This is a genomic window from Pseudoalteromonas sp. T1lg24, assembly GCF_002964745.1.
GTDB lineage: Bacteria > Pseudomonadota > Gammaproteobacteria > Enterobacterales > Alteromonadaceae > Pseudoalteromonas > Pseudoalteromonas spongiae.
The window spans coordinates 633,042-654,025 of record NZ_PQCB01000033.1 but is presented as its reverse complement, the minus strand read 5'-3'; the positions used below and the strand labels follow the sequence as shown (position 1 = coordinate 654,025).

Annotated in this window: 20 protein-coding genes and 1 pseudogene; 11 read left to right on the top strand and 10 right to left on the bottom strand. The window is 42.5% G+C overall.

The window, feature by feature from the left end; translation table 11 throughout:
* Window positions 1-337: 337 nt before the first annotated feature.
* The gene (locus C2M30_RS15065; RefSeq protein ID WP_105172249.1) at window positions 338-1,009 is read right to left on the bottom strand and encodes a response regulator; all 672 of its coding nucleotides are present in this window, start codon (window positions 1,007-1,009) and stop codon (window positions 338-340) included.
* Between the two features lie 110 nt (window positions 1,010-1,119).
* Window positions 1,120-3,432, bottom strand: a complete 2,313-nt coding sequence (locus C2M30_RS15060; RefSeq protein WP_105172248.1) for a TonB-dependent receptor — start codon at window positions 3,430-3,432, stop codon at window positions 1,120-1,122.
* A 258-nt stretch (window positions 3,433-3,690) separates the two neighbouring features.
* On the opposite strand from C2M30_RS15060, the gene C2M30_RS15055 reads away from it, so the two are divergent.
* Genes C2M30_RS15055 through C2M30_RS15035 form a run of 5 tightly spaced genes read left to right on the top strand, consistent with a single transcriptional unit; the run spans window position 3,691 to window position 8,311 of the window.
* Complete coding sequence (locus C2M30_RS15055) at window positions 3,691-4,992, top strand: GntP family permease (RefSeq protein WP_105172247.1); 1,302 nt, start codon at window positions 3,691-3,693, stop codon at window positions 4,990-4,992.
* 9 nt (window positions 4,993-5,001) lie between these two features.
* A complete protein-coding gene (locus C2M30_RS15050; protein ID WP_105172246.1) occupies window positions 5,002-6,177 on the top strand; it encodes an E22 family MetX-like putative esterase in 1,176 nt (391 codons plus the stop codon).
* Complete coding sequence (locus C2M30_RS15045) at window positions 6,177-6,938, top strand: 3-hydroxybutyrate dehydrogenase (RefSeq protein ID WP_105172245.1); 762 nt, start codon at window positions 6,177-6,179, stop codon at window positions 6,936-6,938. The genes C2M30_RS15050 and C2M30_RS15045 overlap by 1 nt, the downstream gene beginning before the upstream one ends.
* 9 nt (window positions 6,939-6,947) lie before the next feature.
* Window positions 6,948-7,652, top strand: a complete 705-nt coding sequence (locus C2M30_RS15040) for a CoA transferase subunit A (protein WP_105172244.1) — start codon at window positions 6,948-6,950, stop codon at window positions 7,650-7,652.
* Window positions 7,652-8,311 carry a 3-oxoacid CoA-transferase subunit B gene (locus C2M30_RS15035; RefSeq protein ID WP_105172243.1) on the top strand — a complete coding sequence of 220 codons (660 nt, stop codon included), beginning with the start codon at window positions 7,652-7,654 and terminating at the stop codon, window positions 8,309-8,311. The genes C2M30_RS15040 and C2M30_RS15035 overlap by 1 nt, the downstream gene beginning before the upstream one ends.
* Before the next feature lie 74 nt (window positions 8,312-8,385).
* On the opposite strand, the gene C2M30_RS15030 is transcribed toward C2M30_RS15035, so the two are convergent.
* The 3 genes from C2M30_RS15030 to C2M30_RS15020 are packed head-to-tail and all read right to left on the bottom strand — an operon-like array spanning window position 8,386 to window position 13,349.
* Entirely contained in the window at window positions 8,386-9,462 is a 1,077-nt protein-coding gene (locus C2M30_RS15030; RefSeq protein WP_105172242.1) for a DUF4340 domain-containing protein, read from the bottom strand.
* Window positions 9,463-9,472: 10 nt separating this feature from the next.
* Entirely contained in the window at window positions 9,473-12,406 is a 2,934-nt protein-coding gene (locus C2M30_RS15025) for a Gldg family protein (RefSeq protein ID WP_105172241.1), read from the bottom strand.
* Window positions 12,396-13,349, bottom strand: coding sequence for an ABC transporter ATP-binding protein (locus C2M30_RS15020; RefSeq protein WP_105172240.1), 954 nt, complete (start codon window positions 13,347-13,349; stop codon window positions 12,396-12,398). Before C2M30_RS15020 ends, C2M30_RS15025 begins: the two co-directional genes overlap by 11 nt.
* A 346-nt stretch (window positions 13,350-13,695) precedes the next feature.
* On the opposite strand from C2M30_RS15020, the pseudogene C2M30_RS15015 reads away from it, so the two are divergent.
* The 5 genes and pseudogenes from C2M30_RS15015 to C2M30_RS14995 form a co-directional block, all read left to right on the top strand.
* A pseudogene (locus C2M30_RS15015) lies at window positions 13,696-13,833 on the top strand (succinyl-CoA--3-ketoacid-CoA transferase); the annotation flags it as partial.
* Between the two features lie 336 nt (window positions 13,834-14,169).
* Window positions 14,170-14,640: a hypothetical protein gene (locus C2M30_RS15010; protein ID WP_054978058.1), complete on the top strand. Its 471-nt coding sequence runs from the start codon at window positions 14,170-14,172 to the stop codon at window positions 14,638-14,640.
* 425 nt (window positions 14,641-15,065) lie between these two features.
* Window positions 15,066-15,443: a GNAT family N-acetyltransferase gene (locus C2M30_RS15005; RefSeq protein WP_105172239.1), complete on the top strand. Its 378-nt coding sequence runs from the start codon at window positions 15,066-15,068 to the stop codon at window positions 15,441-15,443.
* A gap of 170 nt (window positions 15,444-15,613) precedes the next feature.
* Window positions 15,614-16,102 (top strand): hypothetical protein, encoded by a 489-nt coding sequence (locus C2M30_RS15000; protein ID WP_105172238.1) that lies wholly within the window; start codon window positions 15,614-15,616, stop codon window positions 16,100-16,102.
* Between the two features lie 162 nt (window positions 16,103-16,264).
* A complete protein-coding gene (locus C2M30_RS14995) occupies window positions 16,265-17,284 on the top strand; it encodes an acyltransferase family protein (RefSeq protein WP_105172237.1) in 1,020 nt (339 codons plus the stop codon).
* Between the two features lie 62 nt (window positions 17,285-17,346).
* On the opposite strand, the gene C2M30_RS14990 is transcribed toward C2M30_RS14995, so the two are convergent.
* A complete protein-coding gene (locus C2M30_RS14990; RefSeq protein ID WP_105172236.1) occupies window positions 17,347-17,898 on the bottom strand; it encodes a TetR/AcrR family transcriptional regulator in 552 nt (183 codons plus the stop codon).
* Window positions 17,899-18,003: 105 nt separating this feature from the next.
* Between C2M30_RS14990 and C2M30_RS14985 the strand changes: the two genes are divergently transcribed.
* A complete protein-coding gene (locus C2M30_RS14985; protein ID WP_010558356.1) occupies window positions 18,004-18,468 on the top strand; it encodes an HPP family protein in 465 nt (154 codons plus the stop codon).
* A 139-nt stretch (window positions 18,469-18,607) separates the two neighbouring features.
* Here C2M30_RS14985 and C2M30_RS14980 read toward each other — a convergent pair whose 3' ends face one another.
* The 4 genes from C2M30_RS14980 to C2M30_RS14965 all read right to left on the bottom strand — a co-directional run bounded on the left by C2M30_RS14980 (window position 18,608) and on the right by C2M30_RS14965 (window position 20,959).
* Window positions 18,608-18,967 carry a hypothetical protein gene (locus C2M30_RS14980; protein WP_010558355.1) on the bottom strand — a complete coding sequence of 120 codons (360 nt, stop codon included), beginning with the start codon at window positions 18,965-18,967 and terminating at the stop codon, window positions 18,608-18,610.
* Between the two features lie 164 nt (window positions 18,968-19,131).
* Window positions 19,132-19,341: a cold-shock protein gene (locus tag C2M30_RS14975; RefSeq protein ID WP_010558354.1), complete on the bottom strand. Its 210-nt coding sequence runs from the start codon at window positions 19,339-19,341 to the stop codon at window positions 19,132-19,134.
* A 482-nt stretch (window positions 19,342-19,823) separates the two neighbouring features.
* Window positions 19,824-20,366 carry a redoxin domain-containing protein gene (locus C2M30_RS14970; RefSeq protein WP_105172235.1) on the bottom strand — a complete coding sequence of 181 codons (543 nt, stop codon included), beginning with the start codon at window positions 20,364-20,366 and terminating at the stop codon, window positions 19,824-19,826.
* Window positions 20,367-20,377: 11 nt separating this feature from the next.
* Window positions 20,378-20,959, bottom strand: a complete 582-nt coding sequence (locus C2M30_RS14965) for an NAD(P)H-dependent oxidoreductase (protein WP_105172234.1) — start codon at window positions 20,957-20,959, stop codon at window positions 20,378-20,380.
* Window positions 20,960-20,984: the final 25 nt, after the last annotated feature.

Sequence of the window (20,984 nt, the reverse complement as noted above, 5' to 3'; positions counted from 1 at the left end):
AGCGAAGCGAGTCGAGTAAGCCATGCTTAGGTATGGATGCCGCTTCATGGCGTTTATGTTCATATTTAAGTGATAGATGAAGAATTGTTTGATTTTGGGGCACGTTTTTTGGTTCGTTTTTGTCGTGTAACAAAAATGAACGAGAGCGCATCATGGATGATGTGAGATAGAATTCAGGGACGAATGTGCTTACTTTTACTAAGTTTCAAAACGGGTTAACTGCATAACACCTTAGATTTTGAGTATTTATGAAAGTTTTATCAACGACTGTCCAGCGCTCAATACCGACAATGAAAGTCATTTATAAGACTAATTCCTGTTTTACCAAGCCCGAATATCAAGCAAAGCCTTCTGCAGATTTGGTATCTACTTGGCTGAGTTGATTAAATAAAATACCGGCTTGGGTGCGGTTGTTTAGGCCAAGTTTGCGTAAAATGGCGGATACATGTTGTTTTACTGTGGTTTCTTGCACAGACATTTCGTAGGCAATTTGTTTGTTTAACAGACCGTCGGCAATCATTGCCAGAACCTTGTATTGCTGTGGTGTGAGCTTTTCTAAGTTTTGTGCAAATTCGGTTTGTTCGTTGTCGATTGGGTGCGCTTCTAGGTCTAGATTTTCAGGCAGCCATGTGTCGCCATCAATCACGACTTCAATGGCTTTGCCAATATTGCTCAGCGAGGTCGATTTTGGAATGTAGGCGCAGGCACCAGCTTCCATAGCGTGGTTAATAATTTTGGCGTCTTCCGTTGCCGATACCATAATCACTAAAATATCAGGGTATTGGTTGCGAATTTGTGTGAGCCCCTGCAGGCCTTTGGCGCCAGGAATATTTAAATCGAGAAAAATGAGTTCGGTTTCTGGGTGAGTTTTCAGCAATGAAAACAAGCTCGCTAAATCATAACACTCTTGAATATTGTCTTTTTCGAGATAGTTTGCCGCCGCTTGGCTTAAAGCACTGCGAAATAGCGGGTGATCGTCTGCGATAATGGCTTTCACTTGCGTTGTCATCCAATTAACTCCAATTCTTCCTGTTATAAGGTATTCGAAATACGGTTACAAGCATTTCCCCAAAGCTGGGCCACCAAACTAAGTGTTGGCGACCCAAGGGGGAGTGTTAATTAAAAGCGGTAATTAACGGTGAGCGTAACGGTGCGCGGGTCGCCGTAATAACCAATTAAAGTATTGTCACCACCCAACCCCGGGGTATATTTGCTTGTATCCGTTGGGTCTGTAGGATCAGGGGTGACAAATTGATAACCGCCAACAAGGTATTCTTCGTCGGTGAGGTTTTTACCCGTTAGTGATGCGCTCCAGTGGCCATCATTCGAGTACCAAGTAACACCCAAATTCACTAAACCGTAGGCATCTTGCGAAAGTAGGCTGGCTTCTTCAAACAGCACATAATCGCCGCGGTGGTAGTAGTTACCGTTTACTACAAAGTCACCAAATGTTGATTCAATTGAATAATCAAAACCTAGGTTAAAGGTTAGATCTGGAGTGTTAGCGATATCAAAAAATTCAGATTTATCAAACTCTTCGCCTGTTTCTGGGTTGGTGTCGATCACTTCAGTAAATTCAGCATCGATATAACCAAGCGAGGCATTAAAATTAAGGTTGTCAGTGGCAACATAAGTAAATTCGGCTTCTATGCCTTGCGACTCTGAGCGGCCAATATTGCCAAGGCGCTGGTTAAGATCGGCTGAGGTTTCGCCCGGTAAAATCGAAATATACTGGCGGTCTTTATGCAGCAATGAGAACAAGGTGATATTTGCGCGCAGGTTATTGTTCCACTCGCTTTTCATACCAAGTTCAAATGAATCTACAATCTCTGGGTTGGCAGCGGGCTCTGCGGTTGTGGCACGCGGGTTATAAGTACCTGACTTAAATCCTTGTGCGTAGCTTGCAAAGAACATCATGTCATCTGAATGTTGATATTCCACACCAAGGCGTGGCGTAAAGCGCGACCAATCTTTGCTGTCGTTAAGTACTTCTGGCACTAATTCGCCTTCAGGGCGAACATAACCAGGGATCCAGCCCGAATACGGATAAACCGTTTCATAGACTAAACCGTTGCTAACATTGGCTTCTTTTTCGTCTTGGGTGTAACGGGCACCAAGGGTTGCCGACCATTGTTGATTAAAGTAATAGCTGCCTTGAATATAAGCGGCTTTACTTGATGAATTGTTACAACCCGACACTTCACGGGTTAAGCTTGGTAATGAAATCGCATTGCCTAACACTTCTAAAATGGCTTCAAACTGGCCGCATGATTCGCCATCATAGTAATAAAGGCCCGACACCAATTTGTAGTTTTCACCTGCGTGGTTTAGTTGTAATTCATGGCTGGTTTGATTGTCGTCATATACGGCTGGCACATCAAAAATGCGAAGCGGTGTATTATCAAAGTCGATATTAGTTGGCGAATAGCTTTCACGCTTAGATGCAACGTATTTTACGCTGGTGGCATCCGTTAAGTCCCAGTTAGCAAGTAGGCTATAGCCTTCAAGTTCTACTTTGTTCCAGGTTGGTAAGCTGGTGTAGGAGTCGTATACGCTATTTGGTACTGGCGCATTTGTTAATAAACTCGGTAGTAAACGATAACCGCCTTTGGCGTTTGATGTATCGTCGGTTTTATCCCAATTTAAGCGGAAGAATAAATCTTCATTGGCATGCCATTCGAGTGTAACGCGGGCAGCTTCCACTTCTTTATTGTAGTTTTCGGTATCTTGATTTGGTAAGTCTGATTGTAAATATTCACCAAACCCGTCGCGGTTTAAGTTGGCATAACCAACGCCTACATAAAGGGTATCTTGAATAAGTGGGTATTGGCCTGTGAGTTTAATATCGCGCTGGTTATAACTGCCTACGCTTGCCGATACGTTAAATGTTGGGTCGCCCGACATTTCTTTGGTTACGTACTTAATGGCTCCACCTATGGTGTTTTTGCCATACAATGTGCCTTGCGGACCGCGTAATACTTCAACGCGTGCAACATCAAGTAAATCGAGCACGGCACCTTGCGGGCGCGCTAAATATACATCATCAATATATATACCGACACCTGGCTCGTAGCCCCAAAGCGGGTCTTGCTGGCCTACACCACGAATAAATGCGGTGATGGTTGAGTTTGTGCCACGGCTGCGTTGTAGCGTGGTATTTGGAGAAAACTGCTGTACTTCAATAAGTTCGGCAATGCCTTTTTCGGCAAGCTCGGTTGCACCTATTGAGGTAACTGCCACTGGCACTTGTTGTAAGTTTTCGACGGTTTTACGCGCGGTTACTTGAATGCGCTCAAGCTCTGCTTTTTTCTCACCGTTTTCCTGTTGATTTGCAAATGTAGGGGTTGCTAATGCCAATAATACAGCACCACTTACTGCAGACAGTGAGCGCAGGCAAGCGTGTTTGCTGCTGTTGATATTTGCCTTGGTCATAATGTTGTTCCTATCTTTATTGTTATACGTTACATCGCACAGCCAAGTCAGTTACCAATCTAGTGGGTAATCTTTTAAATAGCTTTAGCACTATAGTACTATTCACTGTTAATTTGTTGTTTTTAAATAATAAATCATTCACATATAACTATAGTGCTATTGTTTAAATCGCCATCGTTAGCCACATTGATAGTCAGCAGTAATTTGACGCACTAGCAGCCAAGTCACCCTTGTTAGTGATTCAAATAGGAAGATTTTATGTTAAGTATGCTTGGCCTGATTGGTGGTCTGGCGCTTTTGATTGTGTTAACGCTGCGCGGCATGAATTTATTTATTGCCGCGCCAGCATGTGCACTCATTGTGGCGCTTACTAGTAATTTGGCGATATTTCCAAGCGCGGGCGCTGATAACTTTATTCAAGGCTATATGAATGGCTTTGCGAATTTTGTTAGTGCATGGTTTTTTATGTTTTTGCTTGGCAGTTTGTTTGGCAAATTTATGGAAGACACTGGCGCTGCCGACAGTGTAGCTCGCTATATTGTCGATAAACTCGGTATGAAACACGCAGTATTGGCAATTGTAATTGCGTGTGCCGTATTAACTTATGGCGGTGTTAGCGTGTTTATTGTGGCGTTTTCGGTGTACCCCATGGCGCTGTCGCTGTTTAAAGATGCCAATTTACCGCGCCGATTTATTCCGGCTACGCTGGCATTTGGTTCGGTCACTTTTACCATGACATCCGCAGGTTCGCCTGAAATTCAAAACTGGATCCCCATCAAGTATTTAGGCACTTCGCCTTATGCTGCGTGGGAAGTGAGTTTGGTTGTAGCAATTTTTATGGCGTGTTTTGGCTACTGGTGGCTGAGAAAAATGATTGGTAAAGCGGTTGCAAATGGTGAGCAGTTTGAAGCGCGCGATGACGACCCAGAAATCCCCGAGCGTGATTACCCACACCCAGTAACTGGGCTTATTCCGTTATTAGTGGTGTTGGCACTGTCATTTATTTTGCACGACAGCTTACAGCAGGCGGCATTGATTGTGGCGTTGCTTGGTGGGGTATTATCGATTGTGGTGATTAACTTTAAGCACTTTCACAATCTTGCCAAAGCCACCACCGAAGGTACTAATGGCGCACTGATTGCGATTGGTAATACCGCCGCTGTTGTGGGGTTTGGTGCGATTGCTAAATCGTCAGAGGCATTTACCGTGGCGGTTGATTTAATGACGCAAATTCCAGGCAACGAGCTGATTGGTGCAGCGGTAGCTGTGAGTGTGATTGCGGGATTGACGGGCTCTGCCTCCGGCGGGCAAGCCATTGCGCTGCCATTAGTTGCACCGCACTATTTAGATGTTGGGGTTAACCCTGAGCAATTACACCGTGTGGTGTCAATTTCGTCGGGTGCGCTCGATACCTTGCCACACAATGGGTATGTGGTAACCACCATTCGCGCAATTTGTAAAGAAACCCATCAAGCGGCATATTGGTCTATGGCGGCATTAAGTGCGGTGGTACCGTTACTTGGCGTTGTGTTGGCATTGTGTTTGTTTATTTGGTTTTAAGGGCTGATTATGAAAATAATAAAAATGATTACTTTGGTGTTCTTGCTATGTTGTTTGCAAGTAAATGCCGAAACGCTACTTGTTGAAAAACAAACATTTACTACACAAAATTTTAAAACCTTTGGCGGTAAAAGCATTGCCGAAGTAAAGGTAGGTTATGAAAGCTACGGCACGCTTAATGCCAAAAAAGACAATGCTATTTTAATTACCCATTTCTTTTCGGGTAATTCGCACGCTGCAGGTAAATACGCAGAAAGCGATGCGCTACCAGGTTATTGGGATGCGATTATTGGCCCTGGCAAAACCATTGATACCAATAAATATTTTGTAATTAGTGTGGATTCACTTGCCAATGCCAATGTAAATGATGGTCGCACCATTACTACAGGTCCTGCTTCAATTAATCCTGCCACAAACAAACCGTATGGCCTTGATTTTCCTGTGGTGACCATTCGCGATTTTGTTAACGTGCAAAAGTTAGTGCTTGAGAGTTTAGGCATACAAAAACTGCATGCGGTGATGGGTGCATCAATGGGGTCGTTTCAAGCGCTTGAATGGGCGGTAACTTACCCAAATTGGGTTGGCAAATTAGTGCATGTGATTGGCGCTGGCCAAATGGATGCGTGGAGCGTATCGGCGCTAGAGCACTGGGCATTGCCAATTCGTTTAGATAAAAACTGGAATAACGGCGATTACTACGGTAAACCTGCACCTATCGACGGGTTAACTGCCACTATGCTCAATATCACCCAAGATGCGATGCACCCGAATATGTTTGCGCTGAGCTTCCCTAATTTTAAAGTGATGGATAAAGGCGCACTTAACGATATTCGTACTCAACCTGAGGTAGTGCAAACCCTGTTAAGCCGCGCCAAGCTTCGCGCTAAAACGCAAGATGCCAACCATGTACTTTATTTAGTGCGCGCATCGCAGCTGTTTGTAGCGGGCCATCAAGATGACTACTTAGCAAGCCTTAGCAAAATTAGCGCACCAAGTTTAATTATTCCTGCCAGCAAAGATTTACTGCTGCGCCCAGAAATGGGTCGAGCTCTTAATAGCGCATTAAAAGCGCAGGGTAAACAAACTGATATGGTTGAGCTCACCGGCGATTGGGGCCACTTAGAAGGGGTATTTGCAATCTCAGCACAAAAAGAACGTATTCAAGCGTTTTTGGAGGCCAAATAATGAATAAACATATTTTGATCACCGGCGGTGCCAGTGGCATTGGTTTGGGCATTGCAGAAGCGCTCGCCGATAGCGACACCTTAATTACCGTAACGGATTTAAACCAAGACGCCGCGCTTGAAGCTGCAAAAAAGCTCAGTAGCAAAGGCTATCACGCCCTTGGTGTGGCACTTAATGTGACCGATGAAGCTGCGATTATTCAGCTGCTTAGCGAGCTGCCAGCACCGGTTGATGTGTTAATTAATAATGCAGGTATTCAACATGTTGCGGCGCTTGAAGAGTTTCCGCAAAACCAGTGGCGTTTGCTGGTGGATGTAATGCTTACCGGCACGGCACTAATGACCAAAGCGGTATTACCGAGTATGCGCGAGCGCAATTTTGGCCGCGTGATTAATATTGGCTCAATTCATAGCTTAGTGGCGTCGCGTTTTAAGTCAGCCTATGTGGCGGCCAAGCATGGTTTAGTGGGTTTTTCGAAAGTGATGGCGTTAGAAACCGCCGAGCACGACATTACTATTAACACCATTTGCCCTGCGTATGTAAAAACCCCACTGGTTGAAAAGCAAATTGCCGATCAGGCAAAAAACCATGGCATTAGCGAGCAACAAGTGATTGAGCAAATTATGCTCGCGCCAATGCCTAAAAAATCATTTATCGATATTGCAGAAATAGCCCACACAGTGCGTTTTTTAATGGCAAAAGAGGCATGCAATATTACCGGGCAAACCTTGGCGCTAGATGGCGGCTGGACCGCACAATAGGAGTTTAAAATGGCAGGATTTAACAAGGTAGTTTCAAGTTACAGTGAGGCAATGGCTGGGCTTGAAGATGGTATGACGGTGATTGCGGGTGGTTTTGGCCTGTGTGGTATTCCAGAAGGTTTAATTAGTGAAATTAAGCGCCAACAAACCAAAGAACTTACGGTAGTTTCAAACAATTGTGGTGTTGATGGTTTTGGCTTGGGCATTTTGCTTGAAGACAAGCAAATTAAAAAAATGGTGTCGTCGTATGTGGGTGAAAACGCGTTATTTGAGCAGCAACTTTTAGCGGGCGAATTGGAAGTAGAACTCACTCCACAAGGCACGTTGGCTGAGAAAATGCGTGCAGGTGGTGCAGGTATTCCCGCATTTTATACCGCAACGGGTGTAGGTACGCTCGTTGCTGAAGGTAAAGAAATTAAGCAATTTAATGGCCGCGATTATTTGCTCGAGCCAAGTATTGTTGGTGATTTTGCCATTATTAAAGCGTGGAAAGCTGACCGCTATGGCAATTGTGTTTATCGCCATACTGCAATGAACTTTAACCCCATGGCGGCTACCGCAGGCAAAATTACCGTGGTAGAAGCAGAAGAAATTGTGGAGCCCGGTGAGCTTGCGCCAAGCGACATTCATACCCCAGGTATTTATGTAAACCGCGTCATTAAAGGTGAATTTGAAAAACGCATTGAGCGTGTTGTGACACAGGAGCAAAACTAATGGCATTAACCAGAGAACAAATTGCACAGCGTGTGGCACGTGAACTTGAAGACGGTTTTTACGTAAACCTTGGCATTGGTATTCCAACACTTGTGGCAAACTTTGTACCTGAGGGCATCGAAGTGATGCTGCAATCAGAAAATGGTTTACTCGGCATGGGTCCTTATCCAACAAAAGACCAAGTAGACGCCGATATGATAAACGCCGGTAAAGAAACCGTTACCGCAGCTACAGGCGCTGCCATTTTTAGCTCGGCAGAAAGTTTTGCGATGATCCGTGGCGGCCATGTAGATTTAACCGTGTTAGGTGCATTTGAAGTGGATCAGCAAGGCAATATTGCCAGCTGGATGATCCCCAAGAAATTGGTTAAGGGTATGGGCGGCGCAATGGATTTAGTGGCAGGCGCTAAAAACATTATTTGTGTAATGACCCACGCTAACAAACACGGCGAGTCCAAATTACTCAGCCATTGCAGCCTACCGCTTACAGGGGTTAACTGCATTAATAAAATTGTTACCGATTTAGCGGTGTTAGAGGTAAAAGACGGTGCATTCCATTTATTAGAGCGCGCACCGGGTATTAGTGTGGATGAAATTGTCAGCAAAACCCAAGGCAAGTTAGAAGTGCCAGAGTGTGTGCCAGAAATGGTGTTTAGTTAAATTAATTTCCAGTTGTAGCGCAAAATAAAAGGGGAACGTAATAGTTCCCCTTTTTATCGAAACATGCAATCAATCTACTCTGATGTTTCAGTATCGGTTTGCTGACCTGCTTTCTTAGTCAATTGCTGCGAATTTTCGTCATCATCTGGGGTAATGAAAAAGTCATTGGCATTGATTTTAGCTAGGTTGTCAAACTGCGCTTTGCCAAGGCTAAACCAATGTGCAAAGTCACTGCGTTTTACATAATAGCTGTCTTCATGTTGAGCAAATTCAAAGTCGAACAGCTTGCCGTCGGCATCTTTCACGCTGAGCTTTTCAATCTCTGTAAAAACGATTTCTGGCTCGGCGATTGCAGTGACCGTTAAACTCGAAAATTGCGCAAGCAGTTCATCAATACGCTCGGTATTGAGTGTTTGACCTTCAGGCAATTTTGCAGGGGCTTTAACTTGCCATATGGTTTCAACACCGGTCTTTGAGCTGGCGTTTGCATTGATGATATCTGGTAAGACAGCGCTTTTATCTGCGATAGACTCTGTGCGTTTGTCTAGGTCAGCGTCTTGCTTTACTTGCGTTTTTTCAAACGCTAATCCTGCTTGGCTGATTTCGCTGATATCTTTTACCGACAGCAATGACTTACTCAACCAATCATTTTTATCGACACTAAGCTGATAGCCGCTGAACTCTATGGTGAACACATCGTTATTGTCGCCATTACGCACGTAGAGCTTTTTAAAGCTGGGTGACTCACCTAACAATATGTCAACTTCATCATCACCTAGCTTGTAGATGATGCGCTTTTCGAAATTGTCATCGGCCACTTTAAAACGTTCGTGACTGGCTTGAGTCCGTGACACAGGCCAATTCACCTTGCTGTTGATTAAAGTGTCGGTCAGGGCTGACACTTTATAATCAAGTAAAGGTAAATTTGGGTAATCAGCCAAATGCCAATCTTCACCGTTTTTCACCAATGTAAGCGGCTTATCATTATCACCTTCTTGTAAGGTAATTTCGTTGATGGTTTGCTGTTCTAGGCTTAACAATGACACAGGCGTTTGAGTCTCAAAGCTATTTTGGCCGTTATAAAATAGTGCGCCAGCTAAAATCACTTGTGCGCCTAAGACCATAGATAAAATAGTTACTGCTTTATTCATGGTTGCACTCCTATTGCGAAATCCAAGTTAAATACTCACGCTGCTTGCGCTTTCTACGTTGACGATCAAATAGGGCTAAGCCCATTAACAATGCGAATGCCAGCGCATAGTTACCGTATTCCCATATAAGCTGCTGGTCGTGCTCCATCGGTGGTAGGGTGCGATTGAAATTGCCACGCGCGCGAATGCTCATTAACGCTCGGTCTTCCAGCGACCAATCCACGGCGTTCATCATCAGCTGCAAACTATTTAAATAATCGCTTTGCGATACGCCTGTGGTTAGTTGCAGCACTTGGTCTTGTACAAAGTCATTTGAACTGAACAAAATAATGCGTGCACTGTCTGGCGAGTGCTTAATCACACTGCTGACATCAAACTGCGTGTCGCTCTGGGCTTCACTGTTTTCAGATTCATTCTCGGTGTTGTCATCCGATACTGTGCCTTGATTGTCAGACTCTTTGGCAGCTAAAAGCGGAGAGTTTTTATCCGCAAAGTATGAGGTAAATTTACCTTGTGCCATCACACCCATTAACTGCTTCGCGGTATCACCTTCTGAGATATAGCTCGCCTCGCCTTGCCCGTTAAGTTGTGGCATCACATCAAGTGACGATGACCTCCATGCTTTGTCTGAGCTTTCAATCAACTTAGTGAAAGTGATATTGTCTTTATTCTCTGCAAGGGTAATGGGCGACGACCAAGCCATAGTCAGTTGCGGTAGCTCAGAGGTAATTAAATTGTCTTGATTTAATCCATCACGGATATCCGCAAAGTACGGGTAATCCAACATACGCATTTCTTGCAACTGGAAACCACCGACATTACGGGTCACCGGAATTGGGAATGCCGCATTGGTAGCATCCATCACTAGGCTGTTTTCAATGTTTAAACCATGGTGCGCTAACCAATCTGTCAGCCCACTGTCGACTGAGGTCATGTTCAAACTACCACCAGCAAGATTGATACTATAAGGCGACGTCGCCGCGATCACCGTCCCGCCTTTCATCAAGAATTGGTCTACAGCAAATAACTGTTTTTCATCCAGTGATTTAGGGGCGACGAGCATTAGAATGTCGGCTTCACCAGAAACACTGCCATCACTTAAATCTTCATTGATGATGTTCAGCTCACTGCCTAACAGGCGCTCTAGCTCTCTAAAGCTGCTGCTTGGCATGCCGTAACCATAGCTCGGGGCTGAAGCGGGTTTTACCAGCGCTAAGTTTTTAGTGAATCCAGAGGCAAAACGCTTAATTGCCGCATCGAGGTTGCGCTCAAAGCTTGCGTCGCTAAAGTCATCCAGTGGAATTTGTACGATTTGATCTTCGCCCGCCAAAGTCAGGTAAAAGTAGAAGGTTTGATCTGAGAAAAAGCTGGTTGCCATTGGCTCAAAGCCATAGTCTTCTGCTATTTGAGTTGCAACTTTACCGCCTTCGGCTTCTGGCTCAATAAAGTTTACATCCAGCTTATTGTAAGACTTAGCTTGCACATCGTTTAAGTGCTTTTCAATGCCTTGCTTTAAGCTTTGTAATTGCTCAGGCAGTTTGTCATTTGCCGACACATAGGCGTTAAACGTCAGTGTTTGCTTTACAGTATCGAACAAGTTACCACCGCTTTGATAGTTTTGCAGTACGGTTTTAATCGCACGGGTAATATCGTGTTCAGGGTTACGTAACAGCACTTCAACATCTGACTCGGCGCGGGCATTAACCTCGATTAAATCCCTAAACCCTAATACTTGATGTTCGTCGCCGTATTGCACCAGAATGTTAAAATAAGAGCTGACAATGGACGCTTGATAACGGTCGGCAACCTGAAACGGCATCGGCTTAATACCAAATTGAGTGTTGGCTTCTTCTTCAAGCTCAGGGTGCATTTGCGGATCAATAAACTCAACGCGCACTCTGCCATCGGCAACGACTTCGTACTCTTGTAATAAGTCTTTCACTTGCGGCACCAGTGGCGCAAGTAGCGGGTGGGTTTTATTACTGAAATACCCTCTGATCAACATAGGCTCTTGTAACTGCGCCAAATAAGACTCAGTCGCTTCAGAAATCGAGTATTGTTTGCCTGCGGTGGTGTCTAAACGCAGTTGTGGTAACTGACTGAGCCATACGTTAGCTGTAAGTAAGTTTACCACCAGCAAACCAGTCACTCGCTGCCAGGTTTTATGATGACTTGATTGTGCACTTGCTTTGTTATCGTTTTTCGCCCAGCGCTCTTGCTCTAAAAAGTAAGTGTTTAAAGCCAAAAACACTAAAGTTAACGAAACATAATAGACCAAGTCCCGAACATCAATGACACCTCGTGTGATGTCGTCAAAGCGCGCGCCGGTGCCAAGTTGTCTTAAAAATTCAGCCCCTTGATGGGAGAAAAAGTCGGTGATCGCAGCGGTACCAATAAAGTAAAAAAGTCCACCAATCACACATGCGGTGATCAAACTGACAATTTGATTATCACTGCGCGCTGATACCGCCAAACCAATGGCAATATAGGCGCTACCCAATAACAACACCGCCAAATAACCCGAAATAACGGGGCCCCAGTCTAACTCGCCCAAAAAGCTAACGGTGATCGGTAAAGGCAATGTGATTATTAACGCTATCGCCAGTAGTGCCAAGCAGCCTAAAAATTTGCCTAGCACAAAATGCCACAAGGGCACCGATAAGGTATGCACATATTCGATGGTGCCGCTGCGTCGCTCTTCACTCCAGAGCTTCATGGTTAAGGTTGCCGATAGAAAGATAAGTAGAATGGGCATCCACTCGAACATTGGGCGCACATCGGCAATGTTACGAGAGAAAAATGCCTCAGCCCAGAAGAAGATAAACAAGGTTAACGACACAAATGCGCCAATAAACAAGTAAGCTATAGGCGATGAGAAAAATAGCGCGATTTCTTTTTGCGCAATACGAACAGCATTAAACTGCGCAGAGTGACTAGGCTGCATGCACGGCACCTCCCTTAGTGTTATTCGCAGTTGCGACGAATTCGTCGTTATTGATTTGGTTAAAGACGGTTTCTAGGTCACGTTTTTGCGGATAAATGGCAAACAACTGCGCGCCACTTTCAATAATAGTTTTGCTGATAGTGGCTGCAACTTGCTGCAAATTCGCCTTGTCTTCTAGGCTCACGATAAATTTTTGTGGCTCTTGTTCAACAGCAAAAACGCCTTTAATATCTGTGAGCTTTTTCACTTTTGCTAAGTCGCTTTCGACCATCAGCTGTTTGCTGTGCTGCAATGCTTCTAGTTGTTCATCGAGCACCAGTTGCCCCGATTTCAAGATCAACACGCGATCACATAAAGCATTCACCTCTTGCATAATATGGGTCGATAGAATCACCGTGGCTTTTTTGGCTATGTCTTTAATCAGCTCACGCATATGCTGTGTTTGCTCTGGGTCGAGGCCATTGGTTGGCTCATCCAAAATCAATAGTTTTGGTTGTCCCAAAATAGCCTGTGCTACACCCACACGCTGCTTATAACCTCGCGATAAGGTTTCGATGGGTGCTAACAATTTTGCCGATAAGTCAGTGGCTTTGATGGCGCGTTTAATTTCAGCCACTTTAGTGTTGCCCTTTAACCCTTTTAGATCAGCGGCATAATCTAGGTATTCGGCCACACTCATTTCTGGATAGACGGGTAAACTTTCAGGTAAATAACCGAGTTGGCTTTGTAGTTTTTTTGGTTCTTTAGAAAGCGTCACACCATCTAAGCTGACGTCGCCGGTGTCGGCTTCGAGATAGCCACTTATCATTTTCATTATGGTGGTTTTACCCGCGCCGTTGTGCCCAAGCAGCCCGATAATTTCACCTTTTTGGATTTTAAAACTCACAGAATCTACAGCTTTAAAACTGCCATAGCTGCGAGTTAAATTACTCACCTCTAACATGGAAGTCTCCGAATTAAGCTTATTACTGGTTGTTTATAAATAGATTTTTATTTGAAAAGAGTGCTTGAGACGTTATCGAAAAATACATTGTTATTATCTCCATAGTTGCAGGGTAAATTCCCCAAACAAAGTAAAGAACGAATCGTATTTTCTGATATGGGCAAATTAAAAAAGTTCAAGAGGGAGTGGTTATTTTTTGTTGCAATATCAAGTTAGGCAATAGAGCTAACCATAAGTAGCGGAAGTTGACGAGTTTGCCTGTGTTGAAAACTGATTATTTATCTTGAGGTTGCAGCAAAAGGAGGTGGGGCTAACAGATAAACAATACTTTCCAGCGTGTTAACATTTAGCTGTGCTAGAAGTAAAAGACGGTGCATTCCATTTATTAGAGCGCGCACCGGGTATTAGTGTTGATGAAATTGTCAGCAAAACTCAAGGCAAGTTAGTAGTGCCAGAGTGTGTGCCAGAAATGGTGTTTAATTAATTTAATTTTCCAGTTGTAGCGTTAAACCAAAGGGGAAGCTGAGCACTTCCCCTTTTTATTTTTGGGGTTTGCAGGAACCTAATAGTACAAGTAGCTGCTCTCGTGCTTTTTAAGTGTTTTATTTATGGCAGTACCATTTTAGGTTGTGATAGGGCTCAAATTAAAAAAGTTGATGCAATTTTTGGTGTTGCACTCGTAGGTGATTAAAGCAAAAATTTTGAGCAAATAACTAATTAATCAGTAAACCAAAAGCTGTAGACTTGCGCTAATCGTTTACTTCGTTTAGCCTGATATTTTTATGTTTTATCATGGTGTTACAAGAACTAAGGAGAGTTTATGCATCCGAATAGAAATGCTATTGCATTTGGTGGTCTAATCGGCCTTGTATTGTTTTTTGTTTTATTAATTGTTTTAGCCTTATGGGCGTGGCCTAAATATAAAGTATATAAATTAGAAATGAATGGCATTGCTGCGTTAAAAGAAGCTGAATGGAGCAAGCAAATATTAATTGAAGAGGCCAAAGCGCGAGAAGCTGCTGCTTTAATGCAAGCTAAAGCTAGAGTTACGCTAGCCGAGGCAGATGGTAAAGCTAAGATTGTTCAAGCCAGAGCCGAAGGGCAAGCAGATATTGAACGGGCAAAAGCCGCAGCTGAAGCTAATAAAATTATTGGAGAATCCTTGAAAGGCAATGAAGAGTATCTTCGTTATGTCTGGATAAAAGGATTGCAGGACGGTAAAGGTGAGCGCATCTATATTCCAACTGAGGCTGGATTGCCCATTTTAGAAGCCGGAAAAGCGGGCAAATAGTAAAGAACGTATCACTTACGAATTACGTGCGGGACTGATGGTGCTTTCCTTGGCTCTGTCACGTTTAATACACAAATATCAGTTACTTAAACTTGGTGTCGTAATTGTGGTTATAACATGCATTGGAGTTGAGATTGGATTAAGAGCGTGTTGACCTTTATTTTCTATTTTTGCAGCAGTTTGTTTGGCATTTAGACTAGGCAGAGCGATTGTAGTGTAGCTCTTCTACATAAATGAGCGATAACACAGTATAAATGCCAAACAAGCGCTGCCCGCAGGGTTCAACCCAAACCGTTATGCTCTTTGTTGTCACTTTTTGACTTAGCTCACTAGGCCTACAAAGCAACGCCGCGATCAAAACGGTTTGGATTTAAACAGAATTAAGACCGTTAAGGTTAACACGCACTAACAACCCTGAAAAAGAGCTGACGGATTACCTTACTGACAGAATTAGAGAGTTCAACTGGGCGAATTGGGAAGTGCAAGAAAGGTTACCTTTGGCTGCGCAAATAAAAAATGAGTCGGGAGAAGTTATTGCAGGCGCTTCAGCTCGCACATTTGGTGATTGGCTGTTACTCGATATTTTGTGGGTTTCTGAGCAAATACGAGGCCAAAACGTGGGTACACAATTGCTTAGTAAAATTGAAACAGCGGCGAGAAAGCGAGGCTGCAAAAAATGCTTGTTAGATACACTAAATTTTCAAGCGATGCCATTTTATAAAAAACACGGCTATGTTACGCAATGGGTGCAGGAAGGTTACCCAAAAGAGGGTTGCAAATACTTTATGGTTAAAGAGCTATAACCACTTAAAATACCTATAGTTTTGGCCTTTTTGTCGGCTTTAGTTAGGTCTTATAGTAATATCTACCTCAGTGTAATAGAAACTATTTTATAGCGTTAGTTTGGTTTGTAAGGTAATAGATCTCATGCGGCCTTTTAGAACGCGCAGTAGTTATAAGGGATTGAAAATTAATGAAAAAGAGCAAATCAATAATATTACTCATAGTCTGGTTTATTTGGGCGGCGGGGAAAGATCTTGATGCCATAGTGCGCTTTGGGCTATCGACCGATTTTTATGTGTTTTCGCTTAATAATCTAACGCCGTTATTCTTCGTTTTTGCATTTACAGTGTTTGTTCTGAATACAGCAACTGTTTACTGCCTTTTTAGACCTAATCCTAAGGGATTTTATATCGCAATGAATGCGTTAGTGATTGCGGCTACTCAAAATATATTTACGTTTTGTCTTGCGCTTCGAGATTTAGATGCGGTTCGCAATGTGTATGCGGCAAGTAGAGAAGCGCGCGGTTTGCCTGTGCGAGAAGATGCGCTCAACATGATATTTTCACAGCAAGGCATGTATACATCGTTGCTAATTATGTGTGTGCTTTACCTAGTGATTGGCTTTTTAGTTTTCAAAAAGAGAACGTATTTTGAGCGAACGTTAGTCACTTCTTCATAATCGAATAACGAGCACGATATGTTGCCGTTATGTGTATCTTAATGTACGTGAAATAACATGTACAAGAACTGCTATTAGATGCTAGAGACTCACATTAACAAATCGATTTAACCTTTTTAGCAACAGAAAGTGTTGCTTATTAATACTCCGTAGGAGCCCTTCTTGGAAATTCGAAAACTGAACACGCTGCGTGGTTTAGCTGCGTTGATTGTGTTTTTTACGCATTTTAGCGATATAACCCATTGGCTTGATGGTGCGTTAGGTGGCGGCTCGGGAGCTTACGGGGTAATGCTCTTTTTCTTATTGAGCGGCTTTTTAATGGCGTATTTGTACTTAGGGCAAGATTTTAACAAACATAACCTTATTCGCTATTTTTTAGCGAGGGCGGCAAGGGTGTTACCATTATTCTTTGTTGTTGTTTTCGCGTCGTATTTTTTAACGTTAATGGGAGATGACAGCCTTTATCATATTTCTGACGCTAATACGTTAATAGGGCATTTACTGTTTGTTTACGGCGACAGCGTGCTCTGGTCAATTCCTCCAGAAATACATTTCTATTTATTATTTATCGTATTTTGGCTATTTGCACACAAGCGAAGAGGGTATATTTACCTATCCATTTTGGCAGTAATGATCGCCTTGTTTTTTACCAATTTTCCTAGAGTAACGGGCGATATTTATGGGGTTCCATACAATTATTTTAGTATATTAAGAACGCTGCCATTCTTTTTTGTTGGTGTTCTTTTTGGCATGCATTATCACACCTTTAATGTGCCCGAATATCTTAAAAAACACAGGTTTGTATTGGCTCTTTTGCTTATACCTTTAATGTATCCTGCGTTTTCACCTGTTACTACTGTCGATAAAGTGAGAATGTGGCTTAGCTACGAAGTGCTACTTGTTATGAGTACGGTGTTCTTTTGTGTGGTATTTTTGGTTCCGAATAACAATGTGCTTTTGGCAAACCGATTTGGTGATTTCATTGGCAAAATATCGTATTCATTGTACTTATTACATATGCCGATTATTACTAAAGTGAATCAACTTCAACTGTCTATCGAGATTAAATTGCTACTCTCATTGGTTTTGAGTGTGCTTGTTGCTTTTTTATCTTATCAATACTTTGAAAGGCCGATTGCAAATTTAATAAGGCGAAATGTAAACTTTCGATCTGCTAGTTAATAAAGCGAGCACGTTAATAGCTCGCTTGCTGCGACGTTAATTTACGTCAGTAACTAGGTGTTTTAGTCGAGCATACCTTGCAAAGCAGTAATACAGCTTGCTATGTGTTTTGGGTTGTACCCAGAGACTTGTGCGCTGACAATGGCACCTTCTTTCATAATACAAATGGCATCAACTAATAATGGGTTAGTGCCTTGCAACTTATTTTCAATTACGGTTTTTACTTCGGCTTTATGTTGCTGACATAGTGCATAAATATTACATTGGGTATCGCTAAATTCAGCTGACGTATTTATAAAAAAACAGCCCCTAAAATCCCCTAATTTGGGTTCATTGTGTGTAAACCAACTCGCCAACGCGTTAAAAAGCAGTTCAATAGTGTGCTGATCCGAATTTGCGCCATCTAACTTATCATTTAGCCATGCCATAAAGGTGTTATGGCGCGTTTCGAGTGCCGCCTCTAACAAAGCGTCTTTACTTGCAAAATGACTATATAAGGTGCGTTTTGCCACGCCAGATGTAGTTAGTATTTCATTGATCCCAATAGCGTGAATGCCTTGCTTATAAAAAAGCGTTAGGGCGGTATCAATAAGCAATTGACGTTTTTTACTCATATTCACCTTTGTATGACTTGGTCTGAAAAGTATATTGACAAAAGTAGACCGTTTTGTCTACTCTAAAAATGTAGACAAAACGGTCTACTTTTATTTGGAGTTGAAATGAATACATTATTTTTACCGATACTAGCAGGTATGGGGGCGTTTTTAGGCATCGCTTTACTCTCGTTTTTTGATGCGTCTGTTATGGACTTTGCCTTACTTATGGCGCCGTTTGGTGCAACCGCCGTATTAGTTTTCGGTGTGCCAGAAAGTCCATTAGCACAAGCGAAAAATGTGATTGGAGGCCATCTAATTACGGCTTCGATTGGTATTATATTTACCTTGTATATTGGCGTTTCACCGCTCACTCTGGCGCTGGCATCAGGTCTTGCGGTAACCGCAATGCTATTGACTAAAACAACACACCCGCCAGCGGGAGCAAATCCAATATTAATAATGTTGGCGGGAGAAGGTTGGAGCTTTTTAGTGACTCCGGTGCTGATTGGCGCGGTGCTGTTAGTGTTAGTTGGAAAATTAATGTTGGTTGTAAAACGCAATGGGGTAAGCGTCTTAAAGCGTGCTTAAATGCCTGTCTGATGCGAAAGCGACTTTTATTCTGGGCGCATTGTGATGAGTTGCATCGGTAAATGTGAAATACGACTAGATGCTATCTTTTTACTCTGTTTATGAAGTGATTATCTAAGGTAAATATTGCAGTGAAAAATTAATGCAATTCGGCTTCTAGCCAGTCCTGTGCTTCATTTACTGTTTTAAAAAAGGCGATGTTTTGCTGTTTTAATGATGGCGTACGCGTTAGCAAAATATGTTTTGTGACGTTGTCATCAATGATAAATGCTTTCGCCACGATAGCTTGCTGATTTAACCAGTGATTGTAGTTATCGAGGGTTTGGTATGCCTCTGGCGTGCCACCCTCAATTTCTAGATTATTGATTAGCATTGCAAATGGTTTGCCGGCAAAATCACTGATTATTGTTTTCACCTGATTGATGTAATCACTAATACCACGCTCACTAAAGCTGCCAATAAGTTTAGCGTAAATAATGCGCTCACTTAATAGGGACACAGTGAACTTTCCATAGCTGCTTGATGAATTAACTTTCATTTTCGGTGATTAGGGGTGAAAAATGTAATTGTAACTGAATTAGTGACAGATATCAGTTGGAATTTAATACGAATTTATTGGAGGGGAGCTGAGGCAAATAGATTACTTGCCTCCGGAATTTTTGCTTATAAAACCACTAGGTTTTCAGCTTGAGGTCCTTTTTGACCTGTCGTTACAGTGAACTCAACTTTCTGACCTTCAGTTAAGGTACGGAAGCCGTCACCAGTAATAGCACTGAAGTGTACAAATACGTCTGGGCCTGATGCTTGCTCGATAAAGCCAAAACCTTTTGATTCATTAAACCACTTTACAGTGCCGTTTACTTTTTCTGACATGATATAAATCCAGTATATAAATAGGGGTGTAACAATTGCTCACAATGAGCGTGAATAGCGTCAAAATAAAGTAAAGTGTTAATCACAACAGGACGACGTACATCATATTCGACGAAATGAAGAAATAATACTGTAACTCAACTTATTAGCTACTAACTCAAGTTAACTGGCATGCAAGTCAAAGTCAATGATAATTTAATGACAATGTTGGGAAAATTTTACTCAATTTTTGTTTGATAAGTGAACAGTTGTTGCGTGTTAATGCTTACTTTAAGACTAGCTTGTCTGATAGTTTAATTATTTGAAGTATAAGTAATTAGTTTAAATGTTTTGATAATGACAAGACGTTACATTAGTTACAGTAGTGTTGAGTGTGCAAAAGATACCGCAGTGGCATTTGTGAAGCGCTAAAATGCAGCGTTAACACGTTGCAGTTTATTACTTTAAACTGCAACGGATAATTCGCTTTGAAGCTACTTCAATTAAAGGTGCATCCCCCGAATTGGATAGTTATTTTCAGGGTTACGGATCCATGCTAAACCATTAACGAGCGCTTCAAGCTCGGGGCGAACAAATGGGTTGTTTGATATATCGACAACTTGAATATCGCCTTTTGCATTTACAACAAATAATCCGGGCTCAGCAAAAGGGTGATCGGTTTCTTGTTCAGAGCGAGGATCAGAAATATAAAGACCCAGTGTTTTCATTTGCTCTATTGTTAAGCCATAAGCAATTGGAAAGTTCACCGCTAGCTGCTCCAAATGGGAGGTTAATTGATCTTTACTGTCACCTGAAATGGCCACTATATCCACCCCAATTTCAGATAATCGTTGTTTAAAGGTTGCTAATTGATTGAGGTATTTAGTGCAAAGCGGGCAATGACGACCGCGATAAATCAAAACTAATTGCCAATCATGACTCTCAGTTGGTAAGCCAATCTTAATAGTCTCACCAGATAACTGCGTTGCATCAAATTTCGGAAATACCGAACCAGCGTGCAATTTTTGTGTGTATTCAAAAGGCATTATTTACTCCGTTAAAAGTGATCATTCAGGTGGGCTTTAAAACGTTCTAAATCGTTTTCTACATTTGCGTTTTTCATAACATCAAAACAGGCAAATGTTGGTAATGCGCGCATATCAAAAAATTTAAAATTCATGTGCATAGGAAAGAGTAGATCATCTACCGATTTCCCGTTAAAAAATTCACTTGGATCATTAAAGGCTTCTTCCGGCGCATTAAATGTAACTGACATCATGTATTTAGTGCCTGTTAGTGTGCCGCCGCGTCCATAATGTTTTTTAGGTTCATCCGCGGTTCTGCCGTCACCATTACACAGTGCGCCACCCATACCGGCTGTGTATACCTCATCCATGTATTTTTTGAATGACCAAGTCACGCCCATCCAATTAATTGGCGACTGAAAGATAATAACGTCTGCCCATTGATGGTTTTCAAGCTCTTGCTCAACATTGATTTCGTCTTGCATTGTTATTACGCGTGTTTCGTGACCTTTTTGCGTCAATAATGAAACGGCTTCGTCTACTAAGGTTGTGTTTAACTTACCTTCTGAGAAAGGGTAATACTGGTGACCATTAATAATTAAAATATTGCTCATATGTTGCTTCCTAATGTTAGGTTTC

What these genes read in the sequence shown, in the direction of transcription:
- C2M30_RS15020 (WP_105172240.1), bottom strand. Translation starts at nt 13,349, where the DNA reads ATGTTAGAGGTGAGTAATTTAACTCGCAGCTATGGCAGTTTTAAAGCT.
- C2M30_RS15010 (WP_054978058.1), top strand. Translation starts at nt 14,170, where the DNA reads ATGCATCCGAATAGAAATGCTATTGCATTTGGTGGTCTAATCGGCCTT.
- C2M30_RS15055 (WP_105172247.1), top strand. Translation starts at nt 3,691, where the DNA reads ATGTTAAGTATGCTTGGCCTGATTGGTGGTCTGGCGCTTTTGATTGTG.
- C2M30_RS15050 (WP_105172246.1), top strand. Translation starts at nt 5,002, where the DNA reads ATGAAAATAATAAAAATGATTACTTTGGTGTTCTTGCTATGTTGTTTG.
- C2M30_RS15035 (WP_105172243.1), top strand. Translation starts at nt 7,652, where the DNA reads ATGGCATTAACCAGAGAACAAATTGCACAGCGTGTGGCACGTGAACTT.
- C2M30_RS15045 (WP_105172245.1), top strand. Translation starts at nt 6,177, where the DNA reads ATGAATAAACATATTTTGATCACCGGCGGTGCCAGTGGCATTGGTTTG.
- C2M30_RS15025 (WP_105172241.1), bottom strand. Translation starts at nt 12,406, where the DNA reads ATGCAGCCTAGTCACTCTGCGCAGTTTAATGCTGTTCGTATTGCGCAA.
- C2M30_RS14970 (WP_105172235.1), bottom strand. Translation starts at nt 20,366, where the DNA reads ATGCCTTTTGAATACACACAAAAATTGCACGCTGGTTCGGTATTTCCG.
- C2M30_RS15040 (WP_105172244.1), top strand. Translation starts at nt 6,948, where the DNA reads ATGGCAGGATTTAACAAGGTAGTTTCAAGTTACAGTGAGGCAATGGCT.
- C2M30_RS15000 (WP_105172238.1), top strand. Translation starts at nt 15,614, where the DNA reads ATGAAAAAGAGCAAATCAATAATATTACTCATAGTCTGGTTTATTTGG.
- C2M30_RS15030 (WP_105172242.1), bottom strand. Translation starts at nt 9,462, where the DNA reads ATGAATAAAGCAGTAACTATTTTATCTATGGTCTTAGGCGCACAAGTG.
- C2M30_RS14990 (WP_105172236.1), bottom strand. Translation starts at nt 17,898, where the DNA reads ATGAGTAAAAAACGTCAATTGCTTATTGATACCGCCCTAACGCTTTTT.
- C2M30_RS14965 (WP_105172234.1), bottom strand. Translation starts at nt 20,959, where the DNA reads ATGAGCAATATTTTAATTATTAATGGTCACCAGTATTACCCTTTCTCA.
- C2M30_RS15060 (WP_105172248.1), bottom strand. Translation starts at nt 3,432, where the DNA reads ATGACCAAGGCAAATATCAACAGCAGCAAACACGCTTGCCTGCGCTCA.
- C2M30_RS14985 (WP_010558356.1), top strand. Translation starts at nt 18,004, where the DNA reads ATGAATACATTATTTTTACCGATACTAGCAGGTATGGGGGCGTTTTTA.
- C2M30_RS15065 (WP_105172249.1), bottom strand. Translation starts at nt 1,009, where the DNA reads ATGACAACGCAAGTGAAAGCCATTATCGCAGACGATCACCCGCTATTT.
- C2M30_RS14975 (WP_010558354.1), bottom strand. Translation starts at nt 19,341, where the DNA reads ATGTCAGAAAAAGTAAACGGCACTGTAAAGTGGTTTAATGAATCAAAA.